The organism is Bacteroides sp. L008, from assembly GCF_040812255.1.
GTDB lineage: Bacteria > Bacteroidota > Bacteroidia > Bacteroidales > Bacteroidaceae > Bacteroides > Bacteroides vicugnae.
This window is the reverse complement of the sequence record NZ_JBFNXO010000001.1, coordinates 2,706,886-2,719,527: the sequence shown is the minus strand read 5'-3', so window position 1 is coordinate 2,719,527 and position 12,642 is coordinate 2,706,886. Positions and strand designations below refer to the sequence as shown.

Here is a 12,642-nt window from a genome sequence, read left to right as displayed (position 1 = left end):
TATGAAGCAACAGAAGATATATATGAAAGCATGGCTGGACGCTCATGGTCGTGCAAAGGTGGTAGGCACGGATGAATGGTATCTGGATTTCGCTAATCATCTATTGCCGTTGGTGGCAGAATCGTATTTATTTAAATGGGAAACAGCGGAAAGTCAGCAACAAGTAGCTTTGATGGTGGCTTTGTACCTGGAAGATTGTGTAGCGGATGACGGAAACTGGCGTCAGTTTATTCATTGGCACCGGAAAAGCTACGGACGTTATTTGCCTTTCTACGCACTGACGGAGGAATATTTGCCGGACGAAATTAACCGTGAAGATGTTGTTTTCCTTTTGTGGGCCATCAATTCTCCGGTTGGCGATGATTTTGATGGAGTAGAGAACCCGATGGATGCGGATTTGCTGGAGTTTGCGAATACACTTTACAACCGTTTGGATGCTGCGTTCGAATTGGCTCCTATCAGCGATCACCTGGCAACGGACTGGCTGATGGAAACGGAGCTGATGCAAAAGAAGCGGATGCCTCTGCCGGTAGTTTTGCCGGGAGAAAAGATGCCTACAAACGTAGAACGTTTCCTTGAAGCGAGCAAAGGTGAACCACTTTTATACTTTGATTCTTACGAAGCGCTGAAATTTTTCTTTGTGCAGTCGTTGAAGTGGGAAGATGAAGAGGATTCTTTGTTGCCTGACTTAAAGGAGTTCGGTAACTTCGTGGTTTTTGCCAATCCGAAAGGGTTGTTGATCGGTCCTGATGTAGCCGAATATTTTGCAGACAAACGTAATCCGCTCTACAATGCCGAACTGGCTGAAGAGGAAGCATACGAATTGTTTTGTGAAGAAGGCTTGTGTCCGTTTGATCTGCTGAAATATGGAATGGAACACGATTTGTTGCCGGAAGCACAGTTCCCGTTTGAGAACGGAAAGGAGTTGTTGCGGGAAAACTGGGATTTTGTGGCTCGCTGGTTTTTGGGTGAGTATTACGAAGGAGAATAGGAGTTATAAGAAATAAGTACTGTTTATATAGTTGCTGTCTATGCCAATCAAAAAAAGTAACAATCCTTTTGCCGGAAAGACAAAGTCTGCAGTCGGTAAAAAGAAGACGACCGGAAAACGGGTCGGAAAATCGAAACAGGAAAAGGCTAATAATCAGTTGAATAGAAGGGTGAAATAAAGATGTGTAGACCACGCCGTTTTTGGTTGTCAGGCTACGCCGTTTGATGATGGCAGACTACGCCTTTTCTCCCTACCAGGAAACGCCTTTTCTCTCACGCAGAGGATTAAGAGTCTCATTATACATTTGACGGGAATAGTTGTCGTTTATGAAAAATAACAACTATTCCCGTCTATTTTATTATTAACCAATGTTTTTTTCTGCTGGATAGCTTCTCTTTTGACGGTTATGAGTGATATTATAAGTAAGAAAGTAGGCACGGATTACGCGGATTACACGGTTTTAAAAAGATTGCGCAGCCAAGACCGTGTAATCCGCGTAATCCGTGCCTAAATATATTTCTTTCTAACCGGATAGCTTTCTTTTTGCTGAATGGTTTCTTTTTACTAATCGGTAATTTCTTCCTGTGCTTTCCGTTCTTTCTTCTTATTGATGAATCCGATTTTCAGGTTGGCTTCCTCTTGTTCTTTTTTAATCTTCTCCATGGCAGAGAGGATTTGTGCTAATTCGTAAACACCTGCTGCGGCCTGGCGGTCGGTGGGACTCATTGTCGTTTTATAGGTGCGGTCGCCTATATATTCCACACGGATATTTTTGTCTTTATTGAGATTCAGGAATTCGATCACATTTCCGTCTTCCCCTAGTTTGTAGTCAGCTTTTTCTATTTTCTCGTTCATATCCGTTGACTCGTAGCTGTCTTTGGAGCTTGGAGTTTCTGCAAAACTGCCGTCAGGGGCAATCACTTTCACTTTTGTATGGTGGATATTGCCGGCACCACAGTAGATGGAAGTCATACTCATTATACCTTGCTCGTTCACTTGGAAGCGGAGGTATGAACGGTGCATATTCTTTTCAATGGTCTGTGTAGGCCAGAGGTAGTTGCCGACTTGTTGATATTCGGCATCTTTTTCTAGTTTGAATTTGTCCTTGATGGCATTGAATTCTTCCGTCTTTGCCTGAAAGGCGCTATCCAGGTAAGCAAGCGTTTTTTGCTGTGCCTTTGTTTCAACATCGAGCATCAGTGCCTGTCCCGCCTTACGTGCTTCGAACGCTTTGGGATAGAGAATCTTGATACTGTCAATTTGTAACTTAGCTTCTTCATAGTCGCCACGTTCGTAGGCAGCCTTGGCAACCATCAGTTTTTCATTGGCTTTTTTCTCAAGGCCATTTCCGCAGGCAGCTAATGCCAGCGTACCACAAAAGAGGATAGTCAGTTTTTTCATCACAAATTCTATTTACTGGTTTTATTAGCGGCAAAAGTACAAATATATCCCTTATTTTTGTAATTTTGTCCCCTCAAAACTTATAACTAAAAAGAATGATAGAGTTGACTCAAGAGGAATTGAAGCAGCATTTTAGCGAACCCATCTTCGGACAGATAGCCGAAACGGCTGATACACTTGGTATGGAGTGTTATGTGGTAGGTGGTTACGTTCGTGATATTTTTCTGCAGCGTCCCTCTAAAGATATAGATGTAGTAGTTGTAGGAAGTGGAATTGCAATGGCGGAAGCCCTTGGAAAACAGTTGGGACGTGGTGCTCATGTTTCTGTTTTCAAGAATTTCGGAACAGCACAAGTAAAATATAGAGGCACGGAAGTAGAGTTTGTTGGTGCGCGTAAAGAGTCTTATCAACGGGATTCGCGTAAACCTATCGTTGAAGACGGCACGCTGGAAGACGATCAGAATCGTCGCGATTTCACGATCAATGCTTTGGCCGTATGTCTCAATAAAGCACGTTTTGGCGAATTGGTAGATCCGTTCGGAGGTTTGGAGGATATGAAGGAAAAGACAATCCGCACTCCCCTCGACCCGGATATCACTTTCAGCGATGATCCCTTGCGCATGATGCGTTGCATCCGTTTTGCTACGCAATTGGGTTTTTACATTGATGATGATACTTTCGAATCGCTTTGCCGGAATAAGGAACGGATTGAAATTATATCCCGTGAACGTATTGCGGACGAACTGAATAAGATTATTCTTTCTCCAATCCCCTCAAAAGGATTTATTGATTTGGAACGTAGCGGTTTGCTGCCGTTGATTTTTCCGGAATTTGCTGCCTTGCAGGGGGTGGAAACACGGAACGGGCGTTCCCATAAGGATAATTTTTATCATACGTTGGAAGTGCTGGATAATATCAGCAAGAAGACTGATAACCTTTGGCTTCGTTGGGCTGCTTTGTTGCACGACATTGCCAAACCTGTCACGAAACGTTGGGAACCTAAAGCGGGATGGACGTTCCATAATCATAACTTTATCGGTGAAAAGATGATTCCGCATATCTTCCGCAAGATGAAGTTGCCGATGAATGAGAAGATGAAGTATGTACAAAAGCTGGTCAGTCTGCACATGCGCCCGATCGTTATCGCGGATGACGTGGTGACAGACTCGGCTGTACGCCGTCTGCTCTTCGAAGCGGGTGATGACATTGACGACTTGATGATGCTTTGCGAAGCGGACATTACTTCCAAGAATATGGAACGTAAACAGCGTTTCCTGAATAACTTCCAGTTGGTTCGACAGAAACTGAAGGATTTGGAAGAGAAAGACCGTGTCCGTAATTTCCAGCCACCTGTGAGCGGTGAAGAAATTATGGAGATTTTCGGCTTGGAACCTTGTCGTGAGGTCGGAGTCTTGAAGAGTGCTATTAAAGATGCAATCTTGGATGGAGTGATTCCGAACGAATATGAGGCGGCTCATGCTTTCATGCTGGAACGGGCAAAGAAGATGGGAATGACGCCTATCCGCTGATAGAAGGATGGAACAGATATATTATAGTATTCAGATACAGATTTATATGAGTCAGTAGTTGAATTGGAGTAAAAACAGTATATAAATGAACTATTTCACCACAGAGGACACGGAGGACACAGAGTTTTCAGAGTTCTAATTCAGAGATTATTATAACCTCTGTGTCCTCCGTGTCCTCTGTGGTGAAAACGGTACGGAAATGAATGATAACTTGCTTTCCAACTGCTGATTATTCATTATTTCTTTATCCGTACGTTTACCGTTTGGGCAACGTCACCGAAAAATGAGGATTCGGAGTATGTTGTTCAAAGATGATAGCCTTCATCTTTTCCACGATATCCGGATGTTGGAGTGCTATGTCATGATCCTCATGAATATCTGTTTTTAGATTATAGAGGAACGGTGTTCCTTTTTTCACTACCATTTTCCAATCATCCATGCGTACGGCAATCTGGTCTGTTTCATCAAACTCCCAATACAGAAAGTCATGTTTCTTTTGCTTATTTTTACCCAGCAGTGTGGGAGCGAAAGAAATCCCATCGAAATAATCGACTTCTTTTTCCTTATTGCGATATTTCTTTTCGTAGTCTTTGATACCAATGACTTCGCAGAACGTCGGCATTAAATCATAAAATGCACAGATGTGATCATTTACTTCGCCTGCAGGTATGTGTCCCGGCCAACGGACGATAAATGGAATACGTATTCCTCCTTCGTGACATTGACGTTTCAGCCCGCGTAGTTTTCCGTCTCTGCCGAAGAAAGTAGGATCGGCTCCGCCTTCCTCGTGAGGGCCGTTGTCACTGGAGAAAATAACCAATGTGTTTTCGTCCAGTCCTTTTTCTTTCAGTTTTTTCAAAACTTCGCCCACGTAATAGTCCAGGCGGGTAATCATTCCGGCAAATTGGGCGTGTGTATGCGTGATGGCATTGTATCGTGAGCCTTCGCTTCCCTTAAATTCTTTATCCGGGTTGAATTTAGCTTTGTATTCATTCAGGATAGAATCTTCCGGCTGAACGAGTTCCGCATGAGGCAAGGTGTAAGTCAATACGCCGAAAAACGGCTGTTTACCGTCTTGCTGATCCAGCCACTCCAATGCTTTCTGGTGGATCATGTCGGCCGAATATTGCGGACGTTTCAGGTAGTCGGGACCATACATCGGATATTGGATGTTTTCATCCATCACTACACGTACCACTCCGGTGTCACCCAATGCTTTACTATAACGGTTCAGGAAATTAGGGTAATAAAGATGAGCCTGAAACTGACAGATATAACCGTAGTATTCGTCTATCCCCCGTTTGTCGGGAGTGGAACAGGAGCCTTCGTAACCTCCGGCCCATTTGCCGAACATACCTGTGGTGTAGCCGTTATCTTTCATGATCTCCGGCAGGATTACGTGGTCGGGATCATAAGGGTGTTGCCCCACTATTGAGTATTCTTTATTCTGTCCATATTCCACGATCGGTGCATTTTTCCAGTACTCCTTGTTACCTCGTACTTCACAATGGCCTGAATGTTGTCCTGTCATGAATGAAGCTCTGGAAGGGGCGCTGACGGGACTTCCTGCGTATGCTTGCGTAAAACGCATTCCTTCACCGGCCATGGCGTCTATATGAGGGGTGCGGATAAATGGTTGACCGTAGCATCCCAAGTCTCCATATCCCATATCGTCACAAAGGATGAAGAGGATATTGGGCTGGGTGTTTTTTTTCTGTCCGTTGGCAGATAGGGTAGATAGAAGCAGGATGCTGCCTATCAATGGGATTGATTGATGATTCATGATGTTGTTGTCTTTAAAATGAAACATTTCCTTCACGTACGCTTTGAAGGATACCCTGCAGTTCTGCCACTTTCTCCGGCATATTCTTTGCATAGTTGGTTACCTCTTTCACTTCTTTCATCTTATAAAGCTGGGGTTCTTTAGAGTTTCCGGTTTCTATCTTCGGTCCCCATTGAATCATTTTCGGTCCGTCATTCGGTTCGATGTATTTCCAGTCTTTGGTGCGGACGGACAGTGTGTGATTGGAAGCCTGCTCTATCACCCACGGGCGGTCTGTCTTTTCTTTACCCAGCCAACTTCCCAGATAGTTGTAACTATCCGGTGCGGCATTCTTAGGCATCGTAGCTCCGGTCAGGGAAGCGAGAGAGGCGAGCCAGTCCACTTGTGAAACCAATAAGTCTGAAGTCATTCCTTTTTCTACTCCTGCAGGCCAGCTGACGATGGCAGGAATACGGGTTCCTCCTTCGAAGGCACTATATTTGTTACCCCGTAGCGGTCCCGCAGGACTATGACCGTTGAGCAGTTCCTCTGCTTTGTCATCGTATCCGTCGTCTACTACCGGGCCGTTGTCACTTGAAAGAATAATGAGTGTATTTTCTCTTAATCCCAGTTTTTCGAGTGCATTCAGGATTTCACCGACACAATAATCGAACTGTACGATAGCGTCGCCTCTTAATCCCATCGGATTTTTTCCTCTGAAACGGTCGTGAGGAAAGCGGGGCACATGTACGTCATTGGTGGCAAAGTAGAGAAAGAAAGGTTTGTTTTGGTTGTCCTCGATGAATCGAATGGCGTGTGTGGTAAGTGAATCTGCAATGTTTTCGTCTTTCCAGAGTGCTTTTCCACCGCCTTTCATAAAACCGATGCGTGAAATTCCATTAACGATCGACATATCGTGACCGTGACTTGGCTTGAGGTTATAAAGTAATTCAGGATTACTTTTTCCGGTTGGTTCACCCTCGAAGTTCTTTTGATAGCTGACTTCGATGGGAGCACTCGGATCATAGTTGGCTACTTTCCCGTTTTCGATGTACACACAAGGTACACGGTCGGCTGTAGCTGCCATAATGTAATGATAGTCGAAACCTAAATCGCCCAGTGCACAAGGTAACGGAGCATTCCAGTCTTGAGTGGCGGTTTGATCTCCGAGTCCCAGATGCCATTTGCCTACTGCGGCAGTGGCGTAACCGACACTTTTGAACATATCTGCCATGGTGTATTGTTCGGGACGGATAATCATTCCGGCATTTCCTGCCGCTACATCCGTTCCTTCTTTGCGCCATGCGTATTCTCCGGTCAACATGGAGTAGCGGGAAGGGGTGCTGGTGGCGGCTGTTGCATGAGCATTGGTGAAAAGGATTCCCGATTTTGCCAGTCGGTTGACGTTGGGTGTCTGTACGTTTTTAGCTCCGTAACATTCCAGATCGCCGTAGCCGAGATCGTCGGCATAGATAAATACAACGTTGGGTGTTTTTGACTTTGTCGGTGTGGTGTTTTCCGGTGCTTTGTTGGCGGCTGTTGCAGCGCAGGCAACAGAGGAAACAAGGGTTAGAATGAAAGGTTGTTTCATTGTTTTTGGGGGTTAAGTGTGTTATTATTAGTAGAAAAAGATGTGCCTGTTCTTTGCCGGACACATCTTTTTCATTGTCTGTTTAACTTAATTCAATGATTTCTTCATTGCAGTTTGTCAGTTTTTCGATTCCTTCGTTGGTCACTACCCAGGAGTTCTCAATACCTACGGGACCTACACCCGGAATAACGATTTTCGGTTCGAGGGCAAAGACCATACCCGGTTCTAATGGTTGCTTTATGCGGGGAGCCAGTACCGGAGCTTCATTAATCTCAAGTCCGATGCCGTGACCGATAAACTTGGCTTGTTGTCCTGTTCCCATAAATTTGTCGGCAAATCCGGCTGCTTTGACTACTTCGATTGCTGTGTCGTAAAGCACTTCACAGGCAATGCCCGGTCTGGCAATGGAAGCAATCTTTTCCTGGATATCCAGACAAACTTGATGGGCGGTGTAAGCTTCTTCGGGCAGTTTGCCGATGGAGAATACACGGCTCATATCGTTCATGTAGCCGTTGAAGTTGCCACCTAAGTCCACCATAACGCTTTGTCCCTCTTTTAACGGAGTTTTATTTGCTCCTCCCGGCAAGGCAGGATCAAGTCCCTGACCGCCTAAGGCAAAATCGTAAGGAGAGGGGTAACCGGCATTGTCTCCGGTCAGTACACTACCCATGAATATTTCCATACTGCGTCCGAATACCCGGAAAATTCCAAGACAACCTTGCAGGCGCATCAGACGTTCTATTTCGATGGAAAATTCAATGTCCGTCATACCGGGACGGTATACACTTGGAATCTGCTCATAAGCCTTTGCATGAGCAATGCTGGAGCGGCGGAACATTTCAATTTCTACAGGTGTTTTCACACTGCGCGCCTGGCGAATCAACGGGGTACCATTTACCACTTCCGCTTCCGGGAAGAGACTGGCCAGACGACAATATTCCGTATAAGGAAGTTCGTCACCTTCTAACATCAGTTTGGTTGGCATCGGCAATCCTTGTTCTTTCAGCAGATCAACGATTTGTTCCGGTTTGCGGATAGAGAATGAGTGCTCTCCTGTGATGTTATTAGGACGTTTAAAAAATAATAGTGCAGGCGAATGAAGGGGGAGGTAAAGATAGCCACTGACTACACAGCCATACGTGTAAATTAAATTTGCATTACAAGTGATAAGTGCGGCGTCGATGCCCTGTGACACCATCAGGCTGCGAATTTTGTCACGGCGAAATTTCAATTCGGGTTGTAGCATTTTTTATTTATTACTTGATTATTAATTACAAAACCAATAATAGTAAATTATTAGTTGTGAGTTATTTATCGCATATAACAAATTCACAAACTATTATTTAACCTATTATGCCACAAAGATAATTAATTCCAGCGAAAATAACGTTAATCTCAAAAAAATAGCGCTACCCGCGTCCTGTCACAGGAGGCGAGCAGCGCAAACCACAAATACAAATACAACTAAACAAAGTCCTTGAATAAATTGAGAATTAAAAATTGAGAATTGAAAAATAAATGTCTTGTTGACTAATATAGTCCACTACCAAACTCTTTTATTTTTTAATTTTTAATTCTCAATTTTCAATTATTAAATAACGCCTTGTCCCATCATTGCGTGAGCTACTTTCATAAACCCGGCAATGTTGGCACCCTTCACATAATTAATATATCCGTCGGGTTCCGTGCCGTATTTCACGCATTGTGCATGGATGCCGTGCATGATTGCATGGAGCTTTTCGTCCACCTCGGCAGCACTCCAGCTAAGGTGCATTGCGTTTTGAGACATTTCCAGACCGGAAGTGGCTACACCACCTGCGTTGACCGCTTTACCCGGAGCGTACATCGTCTTATGTTCAATGAAAAGATCGATAGCTTCAGGGGTACATCCCATGTTGGAAATTTCTCCGACGCAAAGTACGTCATTTTTTATGAGATTTTGAGCATCTTCTCCATTTAATTCGTTCTGGGTGGCGCAAGGAAGTGCGATGTCTGCTTTCACTTCCCACGGGCGTTTTCCTTCTACGAAGGTTGCGTTCGGATATTGTTCGGCATAAGGAGCCACAATATCGTTACCCGAAGAACGAAGTTCGAGCATATAGTCTATTTTTTCACCGCTGATACCATCCGGATCGTAGATATATCCGTCCGGACCGGAAATCGTGATTACTTTTGCACCTAGTTCGGTAGCTTTAGTAGCTGCTCCCCAGGCAACGTTGCCGAAACCGGAAATTGCCACTGTCTTACCTTTTATATCAATCCCTTTTGCCTGAAGCATCTGATTGACAAAATACAGTCCTCCGAAACCGGTAGCTTCCGGACGAATCAATGAACCGCCGAATTCCAATCCTTTGCCGGTGAATGTACCGGTAAATTCACGAGTTAGTTTTTTGTACATGCCGAACATATAGCCCACTTCACGTCCTCCTACGCCGATGTCACCGGCAGGCACATCCATGTCCGGCCCGAGATGGCGCCACAACTCCAGCATAAATGCCTGGCAGAAACGCATGATTTCGGCATTACTCTTACCGCGTGGAGAGAAATCGGAACCGCCTTTACCGCCACCCATAGGCAGGGTAGTCAGTGCATTCTTGAATGTTTGTTCGAAACCGAGGAACTTCAGAATGGAAAGATTAACGGATGCATGGAAACGGATACCACCTTTATAAGGACCTATCGCATTGTTGAATTGTACACGATAGCCGAGATTGGTCTGTACCTCGCCTCTATCGTCCACCCATGTCACACGGAAAGTGAAGATACGGTCAGGTTCTACCAATCTTTCTATGATTTTAGCTTTTTCAAATTCAGGATGTTGATTGTATATATCTTCGATAGAAAGAAGAACTTCCTTCACTGCCTGAAGATATTCAGATTCACCGGGATGCTTAGCCTCCAAAGAGGACATGATTTTCTGGATGTTCATGATACTATATTTTAAAAGGTTAATTCTGATAAAATGTCAACTAACTCACTGCAAATATAGGAAAAATTTTCAGATGTGATTGATTTTATGCCATTATTTTGATTAAATAATGATAAAATGATAGTAGGAACAAGTGCTAGGTATAAAGTATAAGGTATTAAGTATTAGGCTGCGCTGCAAACCGCATAGACTTATACTTAATACCTTATACCTAATATTTAATGTAAGTATTCAGCGCTAATACTTAATATTCATCCCTAGGTTGTACATGATGAAACCGTAGATGTCTGCTTGTTCTTCAAGTACTTTTGCCATCGGTTTACCTGCACCGTGACCTGCTTTGCTGTCGATGCGGATCAGTGTCGGGTTTGTACCGTCGTTGTCTGCTTGCAGCGTAGCGGCAAATTTGAATGAATGGGCGGGAACCACGCGGTCGTCATGGTCGGCAGTGGTCACCAGTGTTGCCGGATATTTCGTGCCCGGTTTCAGGTTGTGCAATGGAGAATAGCCTTTGAGGTATTCAAACATTTCTTTGCTGTCTTCGCTTGTTCCGTAATCGCTTGCCCAGTTCCAGCCGATAGTAAATTTATGATAGCGTAGCATATCCATCACGCCTACCTGCGGAATTGCTACACGGAACAGGTCCGGACGCTGTGTCATGCAGGCACCTACCAGCAGACCACCGTTGGAGCCACCTACAATGGCGATTTTATCTTTGTTCGTATATTTTTCGTTGATAAGATATTCGGCAGCAGAGATGAAGTCGTCGAATACATTCTGCTTCTGCATCTTAGTTCCGGCTACGTGCCAGTCTTCACCGTATTCGCTGCCACCACGCAGGTTGACTTGTGCGTAGATACCGCCATTTTCGAGGAATGGGATGCGCATTGCACTGAAACCAGGGTTGAGGCTGATGCCGAAACCACCGTATCCGTAAAGGAATACAGGATTTTTTCCGTCTTTCTTCAGATCTTTCTTATAGGTAAGGAACATCGGGACTTTTACACCGTCTTTGCTGGCAAAGAATACTTGTTCCGTCACAAAATCATCCGAGTTGAACTGTACTTTCGGTGCACGGTATAGTTCATAGGTGTTCTGGTCCATGTCATATTTATAAGTGGCACCCGGAATGGTGAATGAAGTGAATCCGAAGAAACATTCTTTATCGTCTTTGTTGCCGCTGAAGCCTACCGAACCGAGTGACGGCAGTTGGATTTCCTGAATCTGCTTGCCGTCGAGCCCGTAAACGTATGCATGGTTCGAAGCATCTTTGTCGTAAGTAAGGAACAGTTTTCCACCGATCACTTCTGCGTTTGAAAGAACGGCTTCCGATTCGGGAACGAGTTCTTTCCAGTCCTCCAGTTTCGGACGGTTGATGTCGGCTACCATGATCCGGTTTTTCGGTGCGCCATAGTTAGTATAAATATAAATCTGGTCGCCTATCACTTCAATCGGGTAGTATTGGTAGTCGAGGTCGGTAGTCAGTTGGATGAAAGGAGAATTCGGCTTTTTCAGGTCTCGTATAAATAAGTTGTTCCCTCTTCCGGCACCGGATTCTGTGAGGAAGAGAATACGTTCGTCTTCGCTGGTGCTGGCTGTATAGAAACGTTTCGGATAAGCCGGATTCTGATAAATCAGTTTATCTTTCGATTGCGGTTCACCTATTTTGTGATAATAGATTTTGTGCTTTTCGTTTACGTTGGAGAATTCTTTTCCTTTGGCGGGAGCATCGTAGGCGCTGTAATAGAATCCGTCTCCCTGCCAGGCGGCATCGGTAAATTTGGCCCATTCGATGTGGTCTTCCAATAACTTGCCACTTTCAGTGTCCATGACAAATATTTCAGACCAATCCGATCCGCTGCGTGAGATACTGTAAGCGGTATATTTGCCGTCGTTTGAGAAATAAAGACCGGTCAGTGCCACTGTGCCATCGTCCGAGAGCTTGTTCGGGTCGAGGAAAACGCGAGGCTCGCCGTCCAGTGAATCCTGTACGTAGAATACACTCTGGTTCTGCAGGCCGTCATTTTTACTGAAGTAATATTTGCCATGTTTCTTGATTGGCGCACTGATTTTCTCGTAATCGGCCAGTGTGGTCAATCGTTTCAACAAGTTTTCCCGGAACGGAATCTGGCTTAGATACTCATTCGTTACTTTGTTTTGTGCTTCTACCCAGGCAGTAGTAGCTGCACTGGTGTCATTTTCCAACCATCTGTAAGGGTCGGGAACTTGTGTACCGAAGTACACGTCTACGGTGTCTACCTTCGCTGTCTCGGGGTAGACTAGCTTTTTCTGTTGGGGAGCGCATGACATCACCATGATTCCACTCATTAATAAAGTTACTTTTTTCATGTGAATAAAAAGTCTTTTTGAATAAACTTAAAGTTACAAATCTACAAAATAATAAGAGATAAACAAGTAAACTTTATAAAGAAGATGATG

General features: G+C 44.5%; 9 protein-coding genes. 3 read left to right on the top strand and 6 right to left on the bottom strand.

Annotated features, from left to right (window positions below):
* Position 1 precedes the first annotated feature (1 nt).
* On the top strand, positions 2 to 991 hold the full coding sequence (locus AB3G73_RS10840; protein WP_367744844.1) for a DUF3843 family protein: 990 nt from the start codon (positions 2 to 4) through the stop codon (positions 989 to 991).
* Between the two features lie 40 nt (positions 992 to 1,031).
* Positions 1,032 to 1,169 (top strand): hypothetical protein, encoded by a 138-nt coding sequence (locus AB3G73_RS10835; RefSeq protein ID WP_162864708.1) that lies wholly within the window; start codon positions 1,032 to 1,034, stop codon positions 1,167 to 1,169.
* Positions 1,170 to 1,555: 386 nt separating this feature from the next.
* Here AB3G73_RS10835 and AB3G73_RS10830 read toward each other — a convergent pair whose 3' ends face one another.
* Positions 1,556 to 2,392, bottom strand: coding sequence for a hypothetical protein (locus AB3G73_RS10830; protein ID WP_320980289.1), 837 nt, complete (start codon positions 2,390 to 2,392; stop codon positions 1,556 to 1,558).
* 95 nt (positions 2,393 to 2,487) lie between these two features.
* On the opposite strand from AB3G73_RS10830, the gene AB3G73_RS10825 reads away from it, so the two are divergent.
* Entirely contained in the window at positions 2,488 to 3,921 is a 1,434-nt protein-coding gene (locus tag AB3G73_RS10825; RefSeq protein WP_074707796.1) for a CCA tRNA nucleotidyltransferase, read from the top strand.
* Between the two features lie 256 nt (positions 3,922 to 4,177).
* Here the strand turns inward: AB3G73_RS10825 and AB3G73_RS10820 are convergent, their stop codons facing one another.
* The 5 genes from AB3G73_RS10820 to AB3G73_RS10800 all read right to left on the bottom strand — a co-directional run bounded on the left by AB3G73_RS10820 (position 4,178) and on the right by AB3G73_RS10800 (position 12,552).
* Positions 4,178 to 5,704: an arylsulfatase gene (locus tag AB3G73_RS10820; protein ID WP_367744842.1), complete on the bottom strand. Its 1,527-nt coding sequence runs from the start codon at positions 5,702 to 5,704 to the stop codon at positions 4,178 to 4,180.
* A 13-nt stretch (positions 5,705 to 5,717) separates the two neighbouring features.
* Positions 5,718 to 7,274 (bottom strand): arylsulfatase, encoded by a 1,557-nt coding sequence (locus tag AB3G73_RS10815; RefSeq protein WP_074707799.1) that lies wholly within the window; start codon positions 7,272 to 7,274, stop codon positions 5,718 to 5,720.
* A gap of 82 nt (positions 7,275 to 7,356) precedes the next feature.
* Positions 7,357 to 8,520, bottom strand: a complete 1,164-nt coding sequence (locus AB3G73_RS10810; RefSeq protein WP_074707801.1) for a Xaa-Pro peptidase family protein — start codon at positions 8,518 to 8,520, stop codon at positions 7,357 to 7,359.
* A 345-nt stretch (positions 8,521 to 8,865) separates the two neighbouring features.
* Positions 8,866 to 10,203: an NADP-specific glutamate dehydrogenase gene (gene gdhA / locus AB3G73_RS10805; RefSeq protein WP_074707804.1), complete on the bottom strand. Its 1,338-nt coding sequence runs from the start codon at positions 10,201 to 10,203 to the stop codon at positions 8,866 to 8,868.
* Positions 10,204 to 10,440: 237 nt separating this feature from the next.
* Positions 10,441 to 12,552 carry a prolyl oligopeptidase family protein gene (locus AB3G73_RS10800; protein ID WP_367744839.1) on the bottom strand — a complete coding sequence of 704 codons (2,112 nt, stop codon included), beginning with the start codon at positions 12,550 to 12,552 and terminating at the stop codon, positions 10,441 to 10,443.
* Positions 12,553 to 12,642: the final 90 nt, after the last annotated feature.